Genomic DNA, 24286 nt, shown 5'->3' on the forward strand with positions numbered 1-24286 from the left:
CAGCCTCGATTCGCCCCGGAACGCGCGCCACGGCTCGGCGACCGCTCTGCGCCCATCGGGTTGCCGGACCGTCCCAACGGAGGGGCGCACGGAGGGGGCGCGCGTGGCGGTGTGGGATGTGACCTTCGCCGCTTGCCCCTCAGGGGGTGGGCAGCTTGGTTACCCACAAGTAGCATGGGGGGAGCAAGCGCGCGCTTAGGCGTGGGCCGCAGCAGCAGTGCCATCCCGCACCCTGGAGGAGAGCCATCGTGCCTCGTACCGTCAGGGACGTCGTCTTCGTCGACGGCGTCCGCACCCCGTTCGGCAAGGCGGGCCCGAAGGGCATCTACCACGAGACCCGCGCCGACGACCTCGTCGTGAAGGCGATCCGGGAGCTGCTGCGCCGCAACCCGGGTCTCGACCCCGCGAAGATCGACGAGGTCGCCATCGCCGCGACCACGCAGATCGGTGACCAGGGCCTGACCCTCGGCCGCACGGCGGGCATCCTCGCCGGCCTGCCGCAGTCGGTGCCCGGCTACTCCATCGACCGCATGTGCGCCGGTGCCCTCACGGCCGTGACCAGCGTCGCCGGTTCGATCGCCTTCGGCGCGTACGACGCCGTCATCGCCGGTGGCGTCGAGCACATGGGCCGCCACCCCATGGGCGAGGGCGTCGACCCGAACCCGCGCTTCGTCAGCGAGAAGCTGGTCGACGAGTCCGCCCTGTTCATGGGCATGACCGCCGAGAACCTGCACGACCGCTACCCGAGCATCACCAAGCAGCGCGCCGACGAGTACGCCGTGCGCTCGCAGGAGAAGGCCGCCAAGGCGTACGCCGACGGCAAGATCCAGCAGGACCTGGTGCCGATCTCGGTCCGCCGCACCGACGCCTCCACGGGCGAGACCGGCTGGGGCCTGGTCACCGCCGACGAGCCGATGCGCCCGGGAACCACCCTGGAGTCGCTGACCGGCCTGAAGACGCCGTTCCGCGTCCACGGCAACGTCACCGCGGGCAACGCGGCCGGCCTCAACGACGGCGCCACCGCCTCGATCATCGCCTCCGAGGACTTCGCCCGGGAGAACGACCTCCCGGTCAAGATGCGCCTCGTCTCGTACGCCTTCGCCGGCGTCGAGCCCGAGGTCATGGGCTACGGCCCGATCCCGGCGACCGAGAAGGCCCTGGCCAAGGCCGGCCTGACGATCGACGACATCCAGCTGTTCGAGATCAACGAGGCCTTCGCCGTTCAGGTCCTCGCGTTCCTGGAGCACTACGGCATCGCCGACGACGACGCCCGCGTGAACCAGTACGGCGGCGCGATCGCCTACGGTCACCCGCTCGCCTCCTCCGGCGTCCGTCTGATGACGCAGCTGGCCCGCCAGTTCGAGGAGCAGCCGCAGGTCCGTTACGGCCTCACCACCATGTGCGTCGGCTTCGGCATGGGCGCGACGGTCATCTGGGAGAACCCCCACTGGGAGGGCAAGTGAGCACCACCGCCGAGCTTCTGAAGGGCGCCGCCGAGCTCTTCCCGGACGAGGTCGTCACCTCGGCCCACGTACGGCACTTCGAACTCCCGGCCGGTGCCGGTCGGTTCGCGCTGATCACGCTGGACAACGGCTTCGACCACACCAAGCCGACCACCTTCGGCCCGCAGTCCCTCGCCAACCTGAACGCGGCGATCGACCAGGTCGAGGCCGAGGCCGCGAACGGTGACATCGTCGGCGTCGGCATCACCGGCAAGCCGTTCATCTTCGCCGTCGGCGCCGACCTCAAGGGCGTCGAGCTGCTCAAGAAGCACGACGAGGCGCTCGCCATCGGCAAGGGCGGCCACGACGTCTTCAAGCGTCTGTCCGCGCTCGCCGTGCCGACCTTCGCGTACTACAACGGCGCGGCCATGGGCGGCGGCGTCGAGGTCGGTCTGCACTGCTCCTACCGCACCGTGTCGAAGGCCCTCCCGGCCTTCTCGCTGCCCGAGGTCTTCCTCGGCCTGGTGCCCGGCTGGGGCGGCTGCGCCATCCTGCCGAACCTGATCGGCGCCGAGAAGGCCGTCTCGGTCATCATCGAGAACTCGCTGAACCAGAACCGTCAGCTCAAGGGCAAGCAGGTCTTCGAGCTCGGCATCGCCGACGCGATCTTCGAGGGCGCCGACTTCCTGGAGCAGTCGCTCATCTGGACTGCGGGCGTCCTCAACGGCTCCGTGACGGTCGAGCGTCCCGAGGTCGACCGCGGCGAGGCCTGGGACCAGGCCGTCGCCAAGGGCCGCGCCATCGCCGACTCCAAGGTGCACGGCGCCGCCCCGGCCGCCTACCGCGCCCTCGACATCATCGAGGCCGCCAAGGACGGCGACCTGCAGAAGGGCTTCGACGCCGAGGACCAGGCCCTCGCGGACCTGATCATGGGCGGCGAGCTGCGCTCCGGCATCTACGCCTTCAACCTGGTGCAGAAGCGCGGCAAGCGCCCCGCCGGCGCCCCGGACAAGTCCCTGGCCCGCCCGGTCACCAAGGTCGGTGTCGTCGGTGCCGGTCTCATGGCCTCCCAGCTGGCCCTGCTCTTCCTGCGCCGCCTCGAGGTGCCGGTCGTCCTGACCGACATCGACCAGGAGCGCATCGACAAGGGCGTGGGCTACGTCCACGGCGAGATCGAGAAGCTGCTCGGCAAGGGCCGCATCAACCAGGACAAGGCCAACCGTCTCAAGGGCCTGGTCTCCGGTGTCCTCGACAAGGCCGAGGGCTTCGCGGACGCGGACTTCATCATCGAGGCCGTGTTCGAGGAGATGGGCGTCAAGCAGCAGGTGTTCGCGGAGGTCGAGGCGGTCGCCCCGGCGCACGCGATCCTCGCCACCAACACCTCCTCGCTCTCCGTCTCGGAGATGGCCTCGAAGCTCCAGCACCCGGAGCGCGTGGTCGGCTTCCACTTCTTCAACCCGGTCGCGATCCTCCCGCTCCTGGAGATCGTCCGCGGCGAGAAGACCGACGACGCCTCCCTGGCCACCGCCTTCGGTGTCGCCAAGAAGCTGAAGAAGACCGCGGTCCTCACCAAGGACGCCCCGGCGTTCGTCGTGAACCGCATCCTGACCCGCTTCATGGGCGAGATCCAGAACGTCATCGACGAGGGCACCCCGGTCGCCGTCGCCGAGAAGGGCGTCGAGCCGCTCGGCCTGCCGATGTCCCCGCTGGTGCTCCTGGAGCTCGTCGGCCCGGCGATCGGCCTGCACGTCTCCGAGACCCTGAACCGCTCCTTCCCCGAGCGCTTCAAGGTCTCCCCCAACCTGAAGGCGGTCGTCGAGGCCGGCAAGCGCGGCTTCTACGTCTACAACGCCGAGAACGGCTTCAAGCCGGAGCTCGACCCGGAGGTCGCCGCCCTCCTGAAGCAGGGCGACGTCGTCCTGACGGAGGAGCAGGTCCGCGACCGCGTCCTGGACGCGGTGGCGCAGGAGATCGGCCTCATGCTGGAGGAGGGTGTCGTCGCCGAGGCGCAGGACATCGACCTCTGCCTGATCACGGGCGCGGGCTGGCCCTTCCACCTGGGCGGCATCACGCCGTACCTGGACCGTGAGGGCGTCTCCGAGCGCGTCAACGGCAAGCGTTTCCTGGCCCAGGGCGTGGCGAGCGTCCCGGCGTAACACCCAGGGCGTCAAGACGACGGCCCCGGCACCTCGCACAGGTGCCGGGGCCGTTTCCCGTTGTCGCGGGCGGCGTCACCCTATGGAACGCCAGCCTTCGAGCAGCAGGCCCTCGGCCCCCACCTTCTGACGGGTCGTGACCGGGGTGCGGCCGTCGGCCACGGTCATCGCGACCAGGCCGCCGTCGAGGCCCCGGGTGAGCACGGCGGCCAGGTTCGCCTGCCGTTCCCCGGTCTCCGACCAGCTCAGGCCCTCCGCCTCCTGCTCGCTGGGGTAGGCGGCGAGGGCGAGCCGGCCGTCCTCGGACTGCTGGGCGAGGACCGTGCAGTCGAAGCCGTCGATGAGACAGCGGGTGACGGACAGGCGTCCGGTGCCGACCGCCTTGCCCAGCGGCGTCGGCGCGAGCTCGCGCTCCGGCGACCAGGCCATGACCTGGCCCTCCTGGTCCAGGTAGAAGAGCGTGACGTGCCCGGAGGGGCCGGTGACGGCGGCGAGGGTGCCCATGGTCACCGAGGCGGGCAGCAGCTCCTCGCGGATCGGCTTGGCCCCGGACTCGCGCTGGACGTAGCGGACGAGGCCCTTGGCGTGCGAGCTGTACAGCTCGACGAAGCCGGAGCCGTTGGTGACGGCGACCGGCGAGGGGTCGGTCTTGGAGCCGAGCAGGTCCCACCAGGGGTGCCAGCCGCCCGCGTCCTTCTGCGCCCGCACGCTGAGGCCGCCGCCCCCGTTCCGTACGAAGACGTAGACGCGGCCCAGGGCGTCCACGGCGACCGCCGGGTGGCCCGTCCAGGGGGACTTGCCGTTCGAGTGCCCGAGGGACCGCCAGGCGGCCGCCGGACGGCCCGTCTGGAACTGGACGGCGTGCACCAGCTCGACGTGCCCCTCGTCCCCGCCCGTCGGCCGCACGCCGACGAGGTGGACGTAGCGGTCGGCACCCTGGCCCACCGCGAGGAAGGGGGTCAGACCGTCGCCGCCGAGGGAGACGGGGCCGCTCCAGCCGCCTCCGGGCTCCTCGGTCCAGCGCACCACCTCGCCGTCCCGGGGCAGGAAGGCGCTGAACCGGCCCTCCTCCCCTCTGGTCAGCCAGCCGCCCTGGAGCACGGGGGCGGCGGGGCCTTGGGAACGGTCGTCGGTGACCTGGGATCGATTCGCCATGAGGGGATCCAGCACTCCGGTCGTCGGGAGGAGTTCGGGTACGAACCGACTGTAGTCGCCCTCCCGGACGGTCCTCCCCGCGCCTACGGCGTCACCCGCTCAGTACGTGGCATCCCGGCCCAACCGCCCGAGCCGGCTGTGACCGCGCCCGTACAGGAAGTACACGACGAAGCCGATCACCATCCAGACGGCGAAGCGGAACCAGGTCTCGCCGGGCAGGTTGAGCATGAGCCAGACGGAGGCCGCGACGGAGAGGATCGGGAGGACCGGCACCCAGGGGGTGCGGAAGGCCCGGTGCAGGTCGGGGCGGGTGCGGCGGAGGATGATGACGCCGATGGCGACCATGACGAAGGCGAAGAGGGTGCCGATGTTCACCAGGGTCGCGAGCTCGTTGATGCTGGTGAAGCCGGCGACGATGGCGATGATCACACCGAGCAGGATGGTCGGCCGGTACGGGGTCTTGAACCGCGGGTGTGTGACCGAGAAGAAGCGCGGCAGCAGGCCGTCGCGGCTCATGGCGAAGAAGACACGGGTCTGGCCGAGCAGCAGGATCAGACAGACCGTGGTGAGGCCGACGGCGGCGCCGAAGCTGATCACGCCCGCGTACCACGGGTGTCCCGCCGCCTTGAAGGCGTCGGCGAGGGGGGCGCTCACGGACAGCTCGGTGTACTTCTGCATGCCGGTGACGACGAGGGCGACGGCCACGTACAGCACGGTGCAGATGAGGAGCGAGCCGAGGATGCCACGGGGCATGTCCCGCTGCGGCAGCTTCGTCTCCTCCGCGGCCGTGGCGACCACGTCGAAGCCGATGAAGGCGAAGAAGACGACGGAGGCGGCGGTGAAGATGCCCATGACGCCGAAGTTCGTCGGCTCGTAGCCGAAGATCAGCTGGAGCATCGGGGAGTCCCAGCCGGAGGTACCGCCGGGCGGGGTGACGGCCGGCGGGATGAAGGGCTTGTAGTTGTCGCCGACGATGAAGAACAGGCCCGCGACGATCACGATCATCACGACGGTCACCTTGATCGCGACGACGACCGCGGTGATCCGGGCGGAGAGCTTCATGCCGAGGACGAGGACCACGGTCAGCACGAGGACCAGCAGGAAGGCCAGGATGTCGAAGGTGCCGCCCGCGACGTCCGGGCCTTCGAGCGAGGCCGGCAGGTGCCAGTCGATGTTGTCCATCAGGGATCTGACGTAACCGGACCAGCCGACGGCCACCACCGCCGTGCCGAGGGCGAACTCCAGGACCAGGTCCCAGCCGATGATCCAGGCCGGCAGCTCGCCGATCGAGGCGTACGCGAAGGTGTACGCGGATCCCGCCACCGGCACCGTCGAGGCGAACTCGGCGTAGCACAGGGCGGCCAGGGCGCAGACGATGCCCGCGGCGACGAAGGCGAGGGCGGTGGCCGGCCCCGCGTTCTCCTTGGCGACCTTGCCGGTGAGGACGAAGATGCCGGTGCCGATGATGACACCGACACCGAACACCGTCAGATCCCAGGCCGACAGGGATTTCTTGAGCGCGTGCTCGGGCTCCTCCGTGTCTCGGATCGACTGCTCGACCGACTTGGTCCGGAACAAGCCGGAATTGGCGCGTGGCTGTTGGTCCGTGCTCACCGTCGTACCTCCCTGCCTTGGAGCTGCCCGCTCTGTGGTCAGAATGCACGCGAAAGGGCCGGTCGGCACTCCGAAGAGTGAGCCGACCGGCCCAAAGGTGACGCCGGGTGACGGAGGTCCGTCAGTCGCGGGCGGGCTCCACGGCCTGCGCGCTGCTCTCGAACCGTCCGTCGAGCCGCGACACGAGACCGGTGACCTGGCGGGCGATGTCCGGGGCGGTCAGGCCGATCTCGGCCAGGACCTCGCCGCGGGAGGCGTGGTCGAGGAAGCGCGGCGGGATGCCGAAGTCACGCAGCGGTACGTCGACGCCGGCGTCGCGCAGCGCCTGGGCGACGGCGGAGCCGACACCGCCGACACGGCTGTTGTCCTCGACGGTGACGACGACCCGGTGGCGCTCGGCGAGCGGGGCGAGGGCCTCGTCGACGGGCTTGACCCAGCGGGGGTCGACGACCGTGGTGGAGATGCCCTGCCGGTCGAGGAGGTCGGCGATCTCCAGGCACATGGGGGCCAGGGCGCCCACGGAGACCAGGAGGACGTCGGGCGCGTCGCTGCCGGGCTCGCGGAGCACGTCCATGCCGCCGACGCGGCGCAGCGCGGGGACGGCCGGGCCGACCGCGCCCTTGGAGAAGCGGACCACGGTGGGGGCGTCGGTGACCTCGACGGCCTCGCGGAGCTGGGCGCGGACCTGGTCGGCGTCGCGCGGGGCGGCGAGCCGCAGGCCGGGCACGACCTGGAGGATCGACATGTCCCACATGCCGTTGTGCGAGGCGCCGTCGGTGCCGGTGACACCGGCCCGGTCCAGGACGAACGTGACGCCGCACTTGTGCAGGGCCACGTCCATCAGGACCTGGTCGAAGGCGCGGTTGAGGAAGGTCGCGTACACGGCGAAGACCGGGTGGAGGCCGCCGGTGGCGAGGCCGGCGGCGGAGACCGCGGCGTGCTGCTCGGCGATGCCGACGTCGAAGACCCGCTCGGGGAAGGCCTTGGCGAACTTGTCGAGGCCGACGGGCTGGAGCATGGCCGCGGTGATGGCGACGATGTCCTCGCGCTCCTTGCCGAGCGCGACCATCTCCTCGCCGAAGACGCTGGTCCAGTCGGCTCCGGAGGAGGCGATCGGCAGGCCGGTGTCGGGGTGGATCTTCCCGACGGCGTGGAAGCGGTCGGCCTCGTCCTGGAGGGCGGGCTGGTAGCCGCGGCCCTTCTCGGTGAGGCAGTGCACGATCACGGGGCCGCCGAAGCGCTTGGCGCGCGTGAGGGCGGACTCCAGGGCCTCGATGTCGTGGCCGTCGATGGGGCCGACGTACTTGAGGCCGAGGTCCTCGAACATGCCCTGCGGGGCGATGAAGTCCTTGAGGCCCTTCTTGGCGCCGTGCAGGGTCTCGTAGAGCGGCTTCCCGACGACCGGGGTGCGCTCCAGGATGTCCTTGCCGCGGGCGAGGAAGCGCTCGTAGCCGTCGGTGGTGCGCAGGGTGGCCAGGTGGTTGGCGAGGCCGCCGATGGTGGGCGCGTAGGAGCGCTCGTTGTCGTTGACGACGATGACGAGCGGGCGGTCCTTGGCGGCGGCGATGTTGTTCAGCGCCTCCCAGGCCATGCCGCCGGTGAGCGCGCCGTCGCCGATGACGGCGACGACGTGGTCGTCCTTCTTCAGGACCTCGTTCGCCTTGGCCAGTCCGTCGGCCCAGCCGAGGACCGTGGAGGCGTGCGAGTTCTCGATGACGTCGTGCTCGGACTCGGCCTGCGAGGGGTAGCCGGAGAGGCCGCCCTTCATCTTGAGCTTCGAGAAGTCCTGGCGTCCGGTGAGGAGCTTGTGGACGTAGCTCTGGTGGCCGGTGTCCCAGAGGACCTTGTCCTTCGGGGAGTCGAACACCCGGTGCAGGGCGATGGTCAGCTCGACCACGCCGAGGTTGGGGCCGAGGTGCCCGCCGGTCTTGGAGACGGCGTCCACGAGGAACGTCCTGATCTCGTCGGCCAGCTGGTCCAGCTGCTCCGGGGAGAGCCGGTCCAGATCTCGCGGTCCCCTGATACGGGTCAGCAGAGCCACCCGTTCCTCCTTGCTTTGAGCTGGTCGAGCTTGCCGATTTGTCGAGTCTAATGTTCCGTCTTGGATCGTGGGCATCGGGCCGGGGGGTGAGGCGTCACCCGCACGGCCGACAAGCCGCTGATCTGTACGGCCCTGTACGCGCGCGCGTACTGCTCCGGACGCAGCAGTGCCCGGCACCGGTTTCCCGGTGCCGGGCTGCTGTGACGGGAGTTACGCGCGGCCCGCGGTCTTCTGCGTGCGGCGGGAGACCGAGTCGATGATCACGGCGATGAGCAGGACCGCTCCGGTGATCATGTACTGGATGGCGTTCGAGGACAGGTTCATCTGGTTGAGGCCCTGGACGATCGACTGGATGACCAGGATGCCGAGGAGCGCCGACCAGACCTTGCCGCGTCCGCCGAACAGGGACGTACCACCGATGACCGCGGCGGCGATGCACATCATCAGCTGGTTGCCGCCGCCGAGGGAGCGGTCGGCGCCGCCCGTCGCGGAGGCGAGGAAGAGACCGCCGACGGCGCCCATCGTGCCGGAGATCATGAAGACCGAGATCCGGATCCACGACACGTTGATGCCGGCGCGGCGGGCGGCCTCGATGCCGCCGCCGACCGCGAAGACCTGGCGGCCGTACGTCGTGCGGCGCAGGACGAAGTCGGTGACGAGCAGGATGACCAGGAAGATCACCAGGGAGAGCGGCAGGCCCTGCTCCTGGTTGAAGCCGTACGCGGCGACGAGGACCAGGACCGCGAGGACGGCGGTGCGCAGGATGATCTCGCTCTGCGGGCGGTGCGGCAGCTCGGCGGCCTTGCGGCGGCGGGAGTCGCGCAGCTGGGCGAGGTAGAAGGCGGCGATGACCACCACGGCGAGGCCGTAGGCGGCGGCGACGTCGGAGAAGTAGTACTTCGTGAGGTCGCCGACGAAGCTGCCGATCGGGGTGGGGATGGTGGACTTGTCGCCCATCACCCAGGTCTGCAGACCGGCCCAGCCGAGGAAGCCGGCGAGGGTGACGACGAAGGCGGGCACGCCGATCTTGGCGAAGACCAGGCCGTGGAAGGCGCCGATCAGGGTGCCGGACAGGATGCCGAGGAGGATGGCGAGCCCGTCGGGCATGTCGGTGCCGAGCACGCCCCAGACGGAGCCGGCGAGGCCCGCCACGGAGCCTACGGCGAGGTCGATCTCGCCGAGCAGCAGGACGAAGACGATGCCGACGGCCATGATGCCGGGACCGACCGCGTACAGCGTGATCTGGTCGAGGTTGTACGAGGTGATGAAGTTGCCGGTGAGGGCCTGGAAGACGACGCCGATGACGATCAGGCCGACGACGACGGGCAGCGAGCCGATCTCACCCGAGCGGATCTTGCGCTTGAACTCGTCGACGTAGCCCTTGAAGCCCTGCTCGCGGACGAGGAGGCGGGGGTCGACGGCGGGTACGGCGGCGGCGGCGGGCGCCTCGCCGGTGCGGGGCTCGGGCACGGTGTCCTCGGAGGTGCTGGGGGTGGTGCTCACTTGGCTACCTCCGCGTTGCGGGCCTGGCGGCGGGTCACGGCGTTGTCCGTGGCACCGGTGATCGCGGCGATGATCTCTTCGTGCGTGGTGGTGGCCACCGGGAAGGTGCCGTTGTTGCGGCCCAGGCGGAGGACGGCCACGGTGTCGGCGACGGCCTTCACATCGGCCATGTTGTGGCTGATGAGGATGACGCCGAGGCCCTGCTCGCGCAGCCGCTCGACCAGGTCGAGGACCTGCGCGGTCTGCTCGACGCCGAGCGCGGCGGTGGGCTCGTCCAGGATCACGATCTTGGGGTCGCCGACCAGGGCGCGGGCGATGGCCACGACCTGGCGCTGGCCGCCGGAGAGGGCGGCGACGGGGATGCGGACGCTGGGGATGCGGATGGAGAGCGTGGAGAGCAGGTCCTTGGCCCGCTTCTCCATGGCGACCTCGTCGAGGACGCCGCCCTTCTTGATCTCGCGGCCGAGGAACAGGTTGGCGACGACGTCGAGGTTGTCGCAGAGCGCGAGGTCCTGGTAGACGGTCGCGACACCGAGGTTCTGGGAGTCGTGCGGCCGCTGGATCTCGACGCGCTCGCCCTCCCACTCGATGACGCCCTCGTCGATGGGGTGCACGCCGGCGATCGTCTTGACCAGCGTGGACTTTCCCGCTCCGTTGTCGCCGACGAGCGCGACGACCTCTCCTGCGTGGACTTCGAGATCGACACCGGAGAGGACCTGGACCGCTCCGAATCGCTTGAAGATCCCGCGCAACGCCAGCACGGGCGTCTGGGACACGTGAACCAACTCCTTCGCCGCCCGAGGGGGCGACGGCATGTCGCGCCGTCGTGCGGCGCCGAAGTTTCGAGGGGGGCTGGGCTCGTCCGGCCCCCGGACCGACAGCGGGGTCTGGGTCGGCCGGGGGCCGGACGGGCTGGGGGACGGATCCGGGCGTCGTACGCCGGCCTTGTTACCGGGGGTCTTCACCCTCTGTACTCGGGGCCTCGGCGCCCGCTTCGGGGGCGCTCACGCCGGGATCCGTGAAGCCGGGCCCACGCGGGGCCCGGCCGGGTCGGGCCGGGTTACTTGATGCCCAGCTCGGTGCACTTGGCGGCGAGGTCCGCGGTGCAGAGGTCGGCGGCCTTGTAGATGCCGTCCTTGACGACCGTGGACTGGATGTTGGCCTTGTCGACCACGACCGGGGCGAAGAGCGTGGACGGCACGCCGTCGGTCTCGCCCTGGGCGCCGAGCTCCTTGCCCTTGAGCAGGTTCACCGCGAACTTGGCGGCCTCGGGGGCCAGCTGGAGCGGCGACTTGTAGATGGTGAAGGTCTGGGTGCCGGCGATGATGCGCTGGATGCCCGCGACCTCGGCGTCCTGGCCACCCACCGGGACGTCCTTGACGCCGGCGTTCTCGAGGGAGGTGATGATGCCGCCGGCCATGCCGTCGTTCGCGGAGTAGACGGCGCCGATCTTGTCCTTGCCGACCGAGGAGATCGCGGCGGACATCTTCTCGCCCGCGACCTTCGGGTCCCACTCGCCGGAGGCCTCGTAGGCGATCTTGCCGACCTTGCCGTCGAGGGCGGTGTGGGCGCCCTTCTTGAACAGCGCGGCGTTCGGGTCCTTCTCGTCGCCGTTGATCATCACGACGTTGGCGGTGGCGGCCTTCGCGCCGAGCGCGGTCAGCAGGGCCTGGCCCTGGAGCTCGCCGACCTTGTTGTTGTCGTGGCTGACGTAGGCGTCGGCACCCTGGACGGCACGGTCGTACGCGACGACCTTCACACCCTTGGCCTTCGCGTCCTTGACCCAGCCCGCGGCCTTGGCGGCGTCCACCGGGTCGAGGGCGATGACCTTGACGCCGTCGGCGATCAGCTGGTCGAACTGCTGCTTCTGCTTGACGACGTCGGAGACCGCGTTGTTGTAGACGATCTCGCAGTCGGAGCAGGCGGCCTTGACGGCCTTCTCGAACTGGGGCTTGTCCAGGGCCTCGTAGCGCGAGGTCTTGTTCTCCGGCAGGAGCAGACCGATCTTGGTCGAGCTGCCCTTGTCACCGCTGTCGTCGCCACCGGCCTTGCCGCAGGCGGCGAGCGAGAGGGCCATCGAGACCGCGGCCGTGGCTATGACGGCACGACGCGTCACTGCGTTCATGTGGGGTTGCCTCCCTGACGAGGCCGCGACGGTGCGGCCGAGGTGCCACGAAGTCAACTCGGCCGAAACGTTGACGTCAAGAAGTAAATTATTAACGAGATGACAACGACGGTGTTCGTTATCTAAGTGAAGGCAAGGCGCGAGGCCGGCGCAGCGGCGGGCAGCGCACTCTCCAACAGGGTCGAATCGCCCATTTCGCTCAGTACGAGGGCGAGGGCGCCGAGCACCTCGGCGCGCCCGCCGAGGGCCCCCTGGGTCAGCGAGAGCTGCCGGGCCGCGCTGGGGATCGCGTACCGCGAGACGGAGTCCCTGATGGGCGCGAGGACCAGCTCACCGGCCTCGGCGAGGTCGCCGCCGAGCACCACCCGGCTGGGGTTCAGGAGGTTGCAGAGGTTGGCGATGCCGCTGCCGATGTGCCGTCCGACGTCGGCGATCACCCGGCGGCAGCCGGGGTCGCCCTCGCGGGCCAGCTGGACGACCCGCTCCATGGTCAGGTCGGGGCCGTGGCTCGGCTGGAGCAGCGGCAGCACGTACCGCGCGGCGGTGAAGGTCTCCAGGCAGCCCCGGTTGCCGCAGCGGCAGACGGGGCCCGACTCGTCCAGGGTGATGTGCCCGATCTCCCCGGCGGTGCCGCCCGGCCCCCGGTAGACCCGGCCGTCGATGACGAGTCCGGCACCGACGCCGCTGGCCACCTTGATGTACGCCAGGTCCTTGACCCCGCGGCCGCTGCCCCAGACGAGCTCGCCGAGCGCGCCCAGGTTGGCGTCGTTGTCGACGTGCACGGGGACGCCGAGCCGGCCCGAGAGCTCCTCGGCGGGGTTGATGCCGCTCCAGCCCGGCAGGATCGAGGTCGAGCCGAGGGTCCCGGAGGAGACGTCGATCGGGCCGGGCACGCCGAGGCCGACGCCGATCACCTTGTCGTAGCCGATGCCGGTGGCCCGGATCAGCCGCTTGACCAGCTGTTCCGCCCGGTCGAAGCCCTCGGCGGCGGAGGCGTCCACGTCGAGCGGCTCGGCCTCCTCGGCGAGCACCTGGTGGGCGAGGTTGCCGACGGCGACCCGGAGGTGGGTGTGGCCGAAGTCCACGCCGATCACGATGCCGGCGTCGCCGGAGAGCGAGACGCTGCGGGCGCGGCGGCCGCCCGCGGATGTGGGCGTCACCTCGACGGTGCCGCCGTCCTTCAACTCCCGCACGATGTTGGAGACCGTGGCGGCGGAGAGGCCCGTCGCCCTGGCGATCTCCGCCTGGGTGAGCGAGCCGGCCATGCGTACCGCCCGGACGACCCGTTCGAGATTGGCCCTGTGCAGAGACGTCTGCGACCCCGGAGTCTCCATCGACTCACTCACTCCCACCGTTTTCTCCAACATGTGAACTCTAAGGGGACTCTTTCGGCTTGGTCCCCGTCAAGACCTTGAGTGTCGGACGGCGAGGGTCACACGACGCGCGGGGCCCCCTGCGCGGGTGCGCCGGGGGCCCTGCGGAGTGCGACGGAGGGGTTACTTCACGGCGCCGGCGGTCAGACCGGCCACCACCTGCCGCTGGAAGATGATGTACGCGGCGAGGACCGGGAGCATCGCCATCACGAGGCCGGCGAAGAGGCCGGACCAGTCGCCCTTGTAGCCCTGGCTGACGGCCAGCTGGACGAGTCCCTGCGAGAGCACCTTGTTCTCCGGCTCGGTGTTGAGCACGGTCGGCAGCAGGTACTGGTTCCACTGGCCGAGGAAGTTGAAGATGCCGACGCTGATCAGGCCGGGCTTGGCCATCGGCAGCATGACCTGGAAGAAGGTCCGGGTGTGCGAGGCGCCGTCGACGAAGGCCGCCTCCGCCACCGAGGTCGGCAGGGTGCGGAAGAAGGCCGTGAGGAAGAAGACGGTGAACGGCAGCGAGTACGCGATGTAGACCAGGATCAGACCGTGCAGCGTGTTCAGCAGGGCCATGTTCTGCATGACGTAGAAGAGCGGCACGAGCGCCAGGATGATCGGGAAGCTCATCCCTCCGATGAAGAGGAAGTAGATGACGCGGTTGCCCGGGAAGTCGAAGCGGGCCAGCACGTAGGCCGCCATCGAGCCGAAGAGGAGCGTGCCGAGGAGCGAGCCGCCGACCACCAGCAGGGTGTTCAGGAAGTAGTCGCTCATGTGCGCCTCGGTCCAGGCGCGCGACCAGTTCTCGAAGTGCAGCTTGTCGGGCAGCGCCCAGGGCGAGGTGAAGATCGCCTTGTCGCTCTTGAAGGAGGTCATGACCGCCCAGAGCAGCGGCATGACGACCATGATCGCCCAGATGATCAGGACGCCGTGCGAGAAGACGTTGAGGGTCGCGCCCTCGGCCTTGGCGGTCCTGCGCGGGGCGGGCGCCGCCGTCTTGGTGACCGCGGGTCCCGGTCCGGCCGGGGAGCCGGGGGTCTCGACGCCGGTGGAGGCAGTGTCGGTCGTCTTCATCAGAACTCCAGCCGCTCGCGCCGGCCCAGCTTCATCACGACGGCCGCGAAGGCGAGCGTGACGAGGAGGAGCGCGACACCGATGGTCGTTGCGTAGGCGGCCTGACCGTCCCGGAACGCCTTCTGGTACACGTACAGCGGAAGGACGATGGTGGAGAAGTCGGGCCCGCCGCCGTTGGGGCCGACGGTCATGATCTGCACGACGGCGAAGGACTCCGCGCCGAGCGCGAGGATGCCCATGTAGATCCAGCCCGACTGCACGGTGTCCCAGAGCAGCGGCAGGGTGATCCTGAAGAAGGTCGTGAAGCGGTTCGCGCCGTCGAGCAGGGCCGCCTCGTAGAAGTCCCTCGGAATGGACGCCATGCCGGCCGAGAAGAGGACGACGAAGAATCCGACCGTGGACCAGACGAGGACCACCATCACACAGATGAGGGCGAGGTTCGGATCACCGAGCCAGTCCGGCTGAATGCTGCCGAGACCGACACCCTTCAATACGGAATTGATGGCTCCGCTGTTCGGGTTGTACGCGAACTGGAACAGCAGCGCGACGATCGCGATCGACAGCACCTGCGGGAAGAAATAGACGATCTTGTAGAACGAGGAACCGCGCACACCCGAGATCGCCGCACCCTTGCGGCGCCGACCGCCGACATTGAGCATGAAGGCGAAGAAAAGCGCGAGTCCCACGGTCACGAGCGGCAGGACCACCGCGAAGGTCAGACTGTGCTGGACCGATTTCCAGAAGACCTCGTCGTCCAGCATTCTGCTGTAGTTGTCGAATCCGACCATGCCGAATTCGGGACTCAGCCCGGTCCAGTCCGTGAACGAGTAGTAGATGGCCTGGATGAACGGCCAGATCACGAACAGCGCGTAGAGCGCGAGGGGGACCGCCAGGAACCCCACGATGAAACGGTACTTGCCGTGTTGCATTCCTACCGACCCCGATCTTTCCCGCGCCAGGCGCGCCGCAGGTGCCGCGCGCGAAGGAGCCGGGGCCCGCTCCCGGTCGGCGGGAAGGGGCCCCGGCACTGTGCGTCAGTGCTTGTAGTGCTTGATGCTCGAGTCCTTGGCCGCCTCGTCGGCGTACTTCTGGATCTTCTTGATCGTCTCGGCCGGGGTCGCGCGGCCGGCCATCATCTCGCCGAGGCCGGCGACACCGATCTTCTCCTTCTGGAGGGCGACGTACCAGTCCTGGAGACGCGGGTTGACGACGTTCTGGCCGGCCTTCTCCAGGGCGGCGACGCCGGACTTGAGGCCCGGGGTCAGCTCGATGCCGTCGGTGCCGCCGTTGAAGGCCGTCAGGGACTTCACGGACTTGGTGAAGTTCTTGGAGGAGGCCTCGCTCAGCATGATGCGCAGCTGCTCCAGGCCGCCCTCCGGGTTCTTCGCCTTCGCCGGGACGATGAAGGGCTCACCACCGGAGGCCCAGATCGTGCCGAAGGGCATCTTGTCGGAGGAGTCGATGCCGGTCGGGGCGGAGACGGCCAGGTTGAAGTCGGCCGGCATGGTCTTCGCGGCCTCGTTCTCGACCCAGGAGCCGTTCGGGATGAACAGCGCCTTGCCCTCGGTCCAGGCGGTCTGCGACTGGATGTGGTCGAGGCCGGGGGTGCCCTGGAGGATGTACCCCTTCTTGACCAGCTCGTAGTACGCCTCGAAACACGCCTTGACCGCGGGGTGCTCCCAGGCCTTCGGCTCCAGGTTGTCGATGGCGTCGAGGACCTCGCGGCCGCCGACCTTGCCGATCATCGGGTAGAGCGAGAAGGGGACGTAGTACGGGTACTTGCCGGCGTACGTCCAGCCCGCGATGCCCTTCTTCTTGGCCTTCTCGCAGACGGCCAGCATCTCGTCCCAGGTCTCGGGGTACTTCGCGTCGAGGGAGTCGAGCAGCTTCTGCGAGTACCAGACGCCGTAGACCGTGTACGCGTAGTACATGATCCACACCGGGTCGCCCTCGAACTGGCCCATCTCGACGATGCCGGGCCGCAGGGTGTCGCGGACCTTCTTGCCCGGGTCGTCGATGGACGGCGCGTCCAGGAGCGGGGTGAGGTCCATCAGCTGCTTCTGGCCGACGAGGACACCCATGTCCATCTGCTCGGCGCCGGAGTTGTCGATGAGGTCCGGCGGGGTGCCGCCGTTGAAGCGCGGCTGCAGCGTGGTGGTGATCTTCTGGGTCGGCGTGAACTTGACCTGCGCCTTGGGGTAATTCGTCTCGTAGACCTTGATCGCGTCCTTGGCGTACTCCTGTCCGAATCCGCCGTCGAAGAGGACGAACTCCATCGGCGCCGACTCGTTCACCCCGAGCGGGTTCTTATCGGACTTCGTGCCCTTTTCGACCTTCTCGTTACCACCGTCACCGCTGCTCGCGCAGGCGGACAGGAAGCCCATCGTCGGTACGGAGATCAGACCGAGAGCGGCGGAACGCTTGATCAGATCGCGACGGCCGAGGCCCTCACCGTTGTGTGCGGAGGTGGATCCCATGCTCAAGTCCTCGCCTTCATTCAGGACTCAGGCGGTGTACCGGTCGCCCGTTTCTCGCTCGCCACAGGCGAAGGGCCCCGCCACCGCGGTCAATTGCAGCCGGGTCGTGCACGCGTCGGGCCGTCGTCGGATTGCTCCGACTGGCTGGACGCCGACAGGTATAGTCCACTTCCCTTCGCGGGAGCAAGATCGAAACCAGGTTTGCACGACCATCTTTCCCGAGTTGAGACCTCCGGGATAAGCACGCTGGATCTGCGGCGTTTCGTCCAACCATTCGCGACGCAACACCCTTGACACGGCATCAGGGTCACCCCATCCCTCGGGACTTCACGAAAGGCGGACGGAAGCGCACGGGAGGAAAGGGGTAAAGGGGACAAACGATCGAACATCGAAACAGTTGTGTCACAAACCAGTTGCCCCGTGAAGATCTCGTAAGAAGGATCCGGGATCATAGAGGTCCCCGCCGCCCCCTGCCTCCGGCACGGGCGCGTGGCGGGACCTGCCTCATTCCATACGGATCTGGAGTTCTACGTGGCCAACTCTTCTGGCCTGAACCGCACGGGCATCCTGTCCCGTGTCACGGTCGCGGCGATAACCGCCGCCCTGGTGGGCACGACCACCGCCGCGGTCGCGGCGGACGCGCCGCAGCGGACCGCGTCCGCCGCCGTCCAGCAGCCCTCGGGCAACGCGAGCGCCTTCGCCGCCGAGTCCGTCTCCGACGCCCAGGTGAACGCCCTCTACGGCGTCGACTCCCAGGGCGACATGTACGGCTACGCGCCGAACAGCGAGGGCACCGGCCTCGAAGCCCGCATCTACACGGGCTACGGCTGGAGCAACGCCAAGTTCATCACTCAGGTCGACCAGAACCACGACGGCAGCGCCGACGGCATCTGGGACGTCACCGCGGGCCGCCTGTCGTACATGCCGTACGGCGGCGACTCGGTCTCCATCGGCACCGGCTGGAGCATCTACAACAAGGTCCTGTCCACGGGCCAGCTCGGTGGCGGTACCGCTGACGACCTGCTCGCCCGTGACAGCTACGGCACGCTGTGGCTGTACCTGGGCTACGGCAACGGCAAGGTCGCCAGCCGCATCAAGGTCGGCGCCGGCTGGCAGATCTACAACCAGATCGCCGGCAAGGGCGACCTGAGCGGCGACGGCAAGGACGACATCGTCGCCCGCGACGGTGCCGGCGTGCTGTGGCTCTACAAGGGCACCGGCAACTACAACGCGCCGTTCGCCACCCGCACCAAGATCGGCGGCGGCTGGCAGATCTACAACACGCTGGTCTCGACCGGTGACCTCGACCTCGACGGCATCGCCGACCTGGTCGCCCGTGACAGCGCCGGCGCCCTGTGGCTGTACAAGGGCACCGCGAACAGCACCGCGCCGTACAAGCCGCGTGTGAAGATCGGCACCGCCGGCTGGAACACCTACCGCATCATGTTCTGATCCTCGCTCCCGTCGTGAGACGGCGCGCGTGAAGAACGAAAGGGCCCCGCTCCTCTTCCGAGGAGCGGGGCCCTTGGCGTTCACCCGATGCGTCAGCCGCGGATCAGGTTGCGGAGCACGTACTGCATGATGCCGCCGTTGCGGTAGTAGTCCGCCTCACCGGGAGTGTCGATGCGGACGACCGCGTCGAACTCGACACCGGTGTCGGTGGTGACCTTGACCGTGCTCGGCGTGGTGCCCTCGTTCAGCTCCGTGACGCCCGTGATGGAGAAGGTCTCCTCACCGGTCAGGCCGAGCGAGTCGGCCGACTGGCCGGCCGGGAACTGCAGCGGCAGGACGCCCATGCCGATGAGGTTCGAGCGGTGGATGCGCTCGTACGACTCGGTGATGACGGCCTTGACGCCGAGGAGCGCGGTGCCCTTGGCGGCCCAGTCGCGGGACGAACCGGAGCCGTACTCCTTGCCGCCCAGGATGACCAGCGGGGTGCCGGCGGCCTGGTAGTTCTGCGAGGCGTCGTAGATGAACGACACCGGGCCGTCGACCTGGGTGAAGTCGCGGGTGAAGCCGCCCTCGGTGCCCGGCGCGATCTGGTTGCGCAGGCGGATGTTGGCGAAGGTGCCGCGGATCATGACCTCGTGGTTGCCCCGGCGCGAGCCGTAGGAGTTGAAGTCACGACGCTCCACACCGTGCTCGGTGAGGTACTTGCCGGCCGGGGTGTCGGCCTTGATGGCGCCGGCCGGGGAGATGTGGTCGGTGGTGACCGAGTCGCCCAGCTTGGCGAGGACGCGGGCGCCGGTGATGTCGGTGACCGGGGTGGTCTCCATCGTCATGCCCTCGAAGTACGGGGGCTTCCGGACGTAGGTGGACTCGGCGTCCCACTCGAAGGTGCTGCCGGTCGGGATCGACAGCGCCTGCCACTGGGCGTCACCCGCGAAGACGTCCTGGTAGGACTTGGAGAACATGTCCTCGCCGATGGCGTTGGCGACGACGTCGTTGACCTCGGCCTCCGACGGCCAGATGTCGGCCAGGTAGACGGGCTTGCCGTCCTGGTCGACGCCGAGGGCGTCCTTGGTGATGTCCACCTTCATGGAGCCCGCGATGGCGTACGCGACGACCAGCGGCGGGGAGGCCAGGTAGTTCATCTTGACGTCGGGGTTGATGCGGCCCTCGAAGTTCCGGTTGCCGGAGAGGACCGAGGTCACGGCCAGGTCGTGCTCGTTGACGGCCTTGGAGACCTCCTCCGGCAGCGGGCCGGAGTTGCCGATGCAGGTGGTGCAGCCGTAGCCGACGAGGTTGAAGCCGACCTTGTCGAGGTACGGGGTGAGGCCCGCCTTGTCGAAGTAGTCGGTGACGACCTTCGAGCCCGGGGCGAGGGTGGTCTTGACCCACGGCTTGCGGGTCAGGCCCTTCTCGACGGCCTTCTTCGCGACGAGCGCGGCGGCGACCATCACGTACGGGTTCGACGTGTTGGTGCAGGAGGTGATGGCCGCAACCGTCACGGCACCGTGGTCGATGGTGTAGGTCGTGCCGTCGGGGGCGGTGACCTGGACCGGGTTCGACGGGGCGCCACCGTTCGGGTGGTTGGCCGGGGCGTCGGAGGCCGGGAAGGATTCCAGCTCGGCCTCGTCGACGGTGGAGACGTAGTTGAGGACGTCGCTCTTGAACTGCTCGGCGGCGTTCGCGAGGATGATGCGGTCCTGCGGGCGCTTCGGGCCGGCGATGGACGGGACGACCGTGGAGAGGTCGAGCTCCAGCTTCTCGGAGAAGTCGGGCTCGGCGGCCGGGTCGAGCCAGAGGCCCTGCTCCTTGGCGTACGCCTCGACGAGCGCGACCTGCTGCTCGGAGCGGCCGGTGAGCTTGAGGTAGTTCAGGGTCTCGTCGTCGATCGGGAAGACCGCGGCGGTGGAGCCGAACTCCGGCGACATGTTGCCGATGGTGGCGCGGTTCGCGAGGGAGGTGGCGGCGACGCCCTCACCGTAGAACTCGACGAACTTGCCGACGACACCGTGCTTGCGCAGCATCTCGGTGATGGTCAGCACCAGGTCGGTGGCGGTGGTGCCGGTGGGCAGCTCACCGGTCAGCTTGAAGCCGACGACGCGCGGGATGAGCATGGAGACCGGCTGGCCGAGCATCGCGGCCTCGGCCTCGATGCCGCCGACGCCCCAGCCGAGCACACCGAGGCCGTTGACCATGGTGGTGTGCGAGTCGGTGCCGACGAGGGTGTCGGGGTACGCCTGACCGTTGCGGACCATGACCGTGCGGGCCAGGTGCTCGATGTTGACCTGGTGGACGATGCCGGTGCCCGGCGGAACGACCTTGAAGTCGTCGAACGCGGTCTGGCCCCAGCGCAGGAACTGGTAGCGCTCCTTGTTGCGGCCGTACTCCAGCTCGACGTTCTGCGCGAAGGCGTCGTTGGTGCCGAACTTGTCGGCGATGACGGAGTGGTCGATGACCATCTCGGCCGGGGACAGCGGGTTGATCTTCGCCGGGTCGCCGCCGAGCGCGGCGACGGCCTCACGCATGGTGGCGAGGTCGACGACGCAGGGCACGCCGGTGAAGTCCTGCATGATCACGCGGGCGGGCGTGAACTGGATCTCCTGGCTCGGCTGAGCCTGCGAGTCCCAGTTGCCGAGGGCCCGGATGTGGTCGGCGGTGATGTTCGCGCCGTCCTCGGTGCGGAGCAGGTTCTCCAGGAGGACCTTCAGGCTGTAAGGGAGGCGCGCGGAGCCCTCGACCTTGTCCAGCTTGAAGATCTCGTACGACTCGTCGCCCACGCGCAGCGTGCTGCGGGCGTCGAAGCTGTTCGCCGACACGACAGTCTCCTTCATATATGTGCGCGTTTCACCGCATCCTGCCGTCACGTACACGTCGTCGATCCGCTAAGGTAAGGCTAAGTTAGGTAACCCTTACCGCCAGACTGATGTCGGCGTGCGGCAGCGGTGCGCCTCGGCAGATATCTCGATGTCGAGATAACTCTAGTACATCACCGCCGCGCGGTCATGCCTGGCATGCCCCGAAGCCGGTGCAGGTTCGCCGCCACCAGGGCCGCGCGCACACGGTCCACGTCGGCGGGGTCCGCGGCGCCGCGCTTGGGCAGGACGAAGTAGACGCGCAGGCGCCTGGGCATGAAGACGAACAGCTCGTCGGTCTCGATGTACCGGGGGAACGCCTGCCAGTCGATCCGGCTGTCGAGGCCGCCACCGGTGGTGGTCATCCCGTCCCCGTCGACGACGGTCGTACAGGTGCCGTAATCCGCCGTTCCGGAGTACTGCTCGCTCGCGACACGCGCCAGGCTCCGCCAGATGATCACGCCCGTGGCGACCAGCACGCAGACGCCCACCACGGTGGCCGCCGCGGGCGTGAAGCCCCGGCGCCACGCGTAGAAGGACGCGAGCGCGACACCCACGGCCACCGGGACGAGCAGGCCCGCGAGTCCGGACAGCGTCCCGAAGGAAAAGCGCCGCACGGCCGACCGGTAGTCGGCCTCGGTCGGCGTGTAGACGAAGGCGACGGCGGCGTCTCGCGCGGCCACGTCCTGTATGTGATCCCCACCCATATGCATGGCGGCAGATCCTAGCCCCGGCCGACCGCACCCCGTACGGCCCGGTCGGGCGGTCGGGCCCCGTACGGACGCGGTCCGACCGGCGGCGCCCTTTCGGACGCGGTCCGACCGGCGGCGCCCTTTCGGACACGGCCCGGCGCACGGGCCCCGTACGGACGCGCCTCGACCGACGGCGCCCTTTCGGACACGGCCCCACGGACGGGCCCCGCAGGACGCTGCCCGACCGACGGCCCCCACTCGGACACGGGCCCGAGGGGCGGGCCCCGTACGGACGCGGTCCGATTGCCGCCGTGGATCGCGCGGCCGACGATCGGACCATGTTCAGCGGCGCGCACGTGATTCTCTACACCCAGGACGCCGAGGCGGACCGGGCCTTCCTCAAGGACGTCGTCGGCTTCGAGCACGTGGACGCCGGCGGCGGCTGGCTCATCTTCAAGCTGCCACCGGCGGAGGTGGCGGTGCACCCGACCGAGGGCGAGCCGAAGCACGAGGTCTACCTCATGTGCGACGACCTCACCCAAACCCTGACAAGCCTGGAGGACCGGGGCGCGGAGATCTCACGGGCCATCACCGACCAGGGCTGGGGCCTGCTCGCGGCCGTACGGCTGCCGAGCGGCACCGAACTCCCCCTGTACGAACCGCGTCACCCGACCGCGCACGGCGATTCACCCTGACGGCCCACCCGATGTCGATCACCATCTCATATCTGAGATAACGTGACGCCATGGCAGACGACTACCTCGTACGCATCGGCAAGCTCATCCGTGACGCCCGGCAGCACCGCGGCTGGACGCAGACGCAGCTCGCCGAGGCGCTGGCCACGAGCCAGAGCGCCGTCAACCGGATCGAGCGCGGCAACCAGAACATCAGCCTTGAGATGATCGCCCGCATCGGCGAAGCCCTCGACAGCGAGATCGTCTCACTCGGCTACGCCGGCCCCATGCACCTCCGGGTCGTCGGCCGCAGGCGCCTCTCCGGTGCCATCGACGTCAAGACGAGCAAGAACGCCTGTGTCGCGCTGCTCTGCGCCTCGCTCCTCAACAAGGGCCGCACCGTCCTGCGCCGCGTGGCCCGCATCGAGGAGGTCTTCCGGCTCCTGGAGGTCCTCAACTCCGTCGGCGTCCGCACCCGCTGGATCAACGACGGCGTGGACCTGGAGATCGTGCCGCCGGCCGAGCTGGACATGGAGTCCATCGACGCCGAGGCCGCGATCCGCACCCGCTCGATCATCATGTTCCTCGGCCCGCTGCTGCACCGCATGGACCGCTTCAAGCTGCCGTACGCCGGCGGCTGCGACCTCGGTACGCGCACGATCGAGCCGCACATGATCGCGCTGCGCCGCTTCGGCCTGGAGGTCACGGCCACCGAGGGCATCTACCACGCCCAGGTCGAGCGCTCGGTCTCCCCCGACCGCCCGATCGTCCTGACCGAGCGGGGCGACACCGTGACGGAGAACGCCCTCCTGGCTGCCGCCCGCCACGACGGCGTGACGGTCATCCGCAACGCCTCCTCCAACTACATGGTCCAGGACCTCTGCTTCTTCCTGGAGGCCCTGGGCGTCCGGGTCGACGGCATCGGCACGACGACCCTGACGGTCCACGGCGTCCCGCAGATCGACGTGGACGTCGACTACTCCCCGTCGGAGGACCCGGTGGAGGCGATGAGCCTCCTGGCGGCGGCGGTGGTCACGGAATCGGAACTGACGATCCGCCGGGTCCCGATCGAGTTCATGGAGATCGAGCTCGCGGTCCTGGAGGAGATGGGCCTCGACCACGACCGCTCGGCGGAGTACGCCGCGGACAACGGTCGCACCCGCCTGGTCGACCTCACGGTCCGCCCCTCGAAACTCGAAGCCCCGATCGACAAGATCCACCCGATGCCGTTCCCGGGCCTGAACATCGACAACGTCCCCTTCTTCGCGGCGATCGCGGCGACGGCCCAGGGCAAGACCCTCATCCACGACTGGGTCTACGACAACCGCGCCATCTACCTCACGGACCTCAACCGCCTCGGCGGCCGCCTCCAGCTCCTGGACCCCCACCGCGTCCTGGTCGAGGGCCCGACCCGCTGGCGCGCCGCCGAGATGATGTGCCCGCCGGCCCTGCGCCCGGCGGTCGTCGTCCTCCTCGCGATGATGGCGGCGGAGGGCACGTCGGTCCTCCGCAACGTGTACGTCATCAACCGGGGTTACGAGGACCTGGCGGAGCGCCTGAACTCGATCGGCGCGCAGATCGAGATCTTCCGGGACATCTAGGGATTCGGATCACCGGGCCGTCCGGCCGGCGGGTTCGGCAGGTGCGATCACACGACCGGGACCCCGTCAC

At 69.1% G+C, this 24286-nt stretch carries 17 protein-coding genes; 5 read left to right on the forward strand and 12 right to left on the reverse strand.

Going from position 1 to position 24286, the window contains the following annotated elements; genetic code table 11:
- The first annotated feature begins 248 nt into the window (after positions 1–248).
- Together ACF07V_RS24965 and ACF07V_RS24970 are read left to right on the forward strand one after the other, a co-directional pair.
- On the forward strand, positions 249–1463 hold the full coding sequence (locus tag ACF07V_RS24965; RefSeq protein ID WP_392157289.1) for a thiolase family protein: 1215 nt from the start codon (positions 249–251) through the stop codon (positions 1461–1463).
- Positions 1460–3598 (forward strand): 3-hydroxyacyl-CoA dehydrogenase NAD-binding domain-containing protein, encoded by a 2139-nt coding sequence (locus tag ACF07V_RS24970; RefSeq protein ID WP_392157291.1) that lies wholly within the window; start codon positions 1460–1462, stop codon positions 3596–3598. Before ACF07V_RS24965 ends, ACF07V_RS24970 begins: the two co-directional genes overlap by 4 nt.
- A gap of 75 nt (positions 3599–3673) precedes the next feature.
- On the opposite strand, the gene ACF07V_RS24975 is transcribed toward ACF07V_RS24970, so the two are convergent.
- The 10 genes from ACF07V_RS24975 to ngcE all read right to left on the reverse strand — a co-directional run bounded on the left by ACF07V_RS24975 (position 3674) and on the right by ngcE (position 16948).
- A complete protein-coding gene (locus ACF07V_RS24975) occupies positions 3674–4753 on the reverse strand; it encodes a hypothetical protein (protein WP_392157293.1) in 1080 nt (359 codons plus the stop codon).
- A gap of 99 nt (positions 4754–4852) precedes the next feature.
- Complete coding sequence (locus ACF07V_RS24980) at positions 4853–6367, reverse strand: amino acid permease (RefSeq protein ID WP_392157295.1); 1515 nt, start codon at positions 6365–6367, stop codon at positions 4853–4855.
- A 121-nt stretch (positions 6368–6488) separates the two neighbouring features.
- The gene (dxs, locus tag ACF07V_RS24985) at positions 6489–8408 is read right to left on the reverse strand and encodes a 1-deoxy-D-xylulose-5-phosphate synthase (RefSeq protein WP_392157297.1); all 1920 of its coding nucleotides are present in this window, start codon (positions 8406–8408) and stop codon (positions 6489–6491) included.
- Positions 8409–8618: 210 nt separating this feature from the next.
- Positions 8619–9911: a sugar ABC transporter permease gene (locus ACF07V_RS24990; protein WP_392157299.1), complete on the reverse strand. Its 1293-nt coding sequence runs from the start codon at positions 9909–9911 to the stop codon at positions 8619–8621.
- Positions 9908–10696 (reverse strand): ATP-binding cassette domain-containing protein, encoded by a 789-nt coding sequence (locus ACF07V_RS24995; protein WP_015037000.1) that lies wholly within the window; start codon positions 10694–10696, stop codon positions 9908–9910. The genes ACF07V_RS24990 and ACF07V_RS24995 overlap by 4 nt, the downstream gene beginning before the upstream one ends.
- A gap of 275 nt (positions 10697–10971) precedes the next feature.
- Complete coding sequence (locus ACF07V_RS25000; protein WP_392157301.1) at positions 10972–12036, reverse strand: sugar ABC transporter substrate-binding protein; 1065 nt, start codon at positions 12034–12036, stop codon at positions 10972–10974.
- Between the two features lie 122 nt (positions 12037–12158).
- Positions 12159–13370: an ROK family protein gene (locus tag ACF07V_RS25005; protein WP_392157303.1), complete on the reverse strand. Its 1212-nt coding sequence runs from the start codon at positions 13368–13370 to the stop codon at positions 12159–12161.
- 162 nt (positions 13371–13532) lie between these two features.
- Positions 13533–14471: a carbohydrate ABC transporter permease gene (locus tag ACF07V_RS25010; protein ID WP_392157304.1), complete on the reverse strand. Its 939-nt coding sequence runs from the start codon at positions 14469–14471 to the stop codon at positions 13533–13535.
- On the reverse strand, positions 14471–15400 hold the full coding sequence (locus ACF07V_RS25015; protein WP_392157305.1) for a carbohydrate ABC transporter permease: 930 nt from the start codon (positions 15398–15400) through the stop codon (positions 14471–14473). Before ACF07V_RS25015 ends, ACF07V_RS25010 begins: the two co-directional genes overlap by 1 nt.
- A 105-nt stretch (positions 15401–15505) precedes the next feature.
- A complete protein-coding gene (ngcE, locus tag ACF07V_RS25020) occupies positions 15506–16948 on the reverse strand; it encodes an N-acetylglucosamine/diacetylchitobiose ABC transporter substrate-binding protein (RefSeq protein WP_392157307.1) in 1443 nt (480 codons plus the stop codon).
- A 531-nt stretch (positions 16949–17479) separates the two neighbouring features.
- Here ngcE and ACF07V_RS25025 point away from each other — a divergent pair.
- On the forward strand, positions 17480–18400 hold the full coding sequence (locus tag ACF07V_RS25025; RefSeq protein WP_392157308.1) for an FG-GAP repeat domain-containing protein: 921 nt from the start codon (positions 17480–17482) through the stop codon (positions 18398–18400).
- 92 nt (positions 18401–18492) lie between these two features.
- Here ACF07V_RS25025 and acnA read toward each other — a convergent pair whose 3' ends face one another.
- Both acnA and ACF07V_RS25035 read right to left on the reverse strand, forming a co-directional pair.
- On the reverse strand, positions 18493–21213 hold the full coding sequence (gene acnA / locus ACF07V_RS25030; protein ID WP_392157310.1) for an aconitate hydratase AcnA: 2721 nt from the start codon (positions 21211–21213) through the stop codon (positions 18493–18495).
- Positions 21214–21383: 170 nt separating this feature from the next.
- The gene (locus ACF07V_RS25035) at positions 21384–21932 is read right to left on the reverse strand and encodes a YcxB family protein (protein WP_392157312.1); all 549 of its coding nucleotides are present in this window, start codon (positions 21930–21932) and stop codon (positions 21384–21386) included.
- 347 nt (positions 21933–22279) lie between these two features.
- Here ACF07V_RS25035 and ACF07V_RS25040 point away from each other — a divergent pair, with 347 nt between their 5' ends.
- Together ACF07V_RS25040 and ACF07V_RS25045 are read left to right on the forward strand one after the other, a co-directional pair.
- Positions 22280–22636, forward strand: a complete 357-nt coding sequence (locus ACF07V_RS25040) for a VOC family protein (protein ID WP_392157314.1) — start codon at positions 22280–22282, stop codon at positions 22634–22636.
- A 50-nt stretch (positions 22637–22686) separates the two neighbouring features.
- On the forward strand, positions 22687–24216 hold the full coding sequence (locus ACF07V_RS25045) for a helix-turn-helix domain-containing protein (protein ID WP_392157315.1): 1530 nt from the start codon (positions 22687–22689) through the stop codon (positions 24214–24216).
- The last annotated feature ends 70 nt before the right edge of the window (positions 24217–24286 follow it).

The sequence above is a fragment of the Streptomyces sp. NPDC015661 genome (genome assembly GCF_043077765.1).
GTDB lineage: Bacteria > Actinomycetota > Actinomycetes > Streptomycetales > Streptomycetaceae > Streptomyces.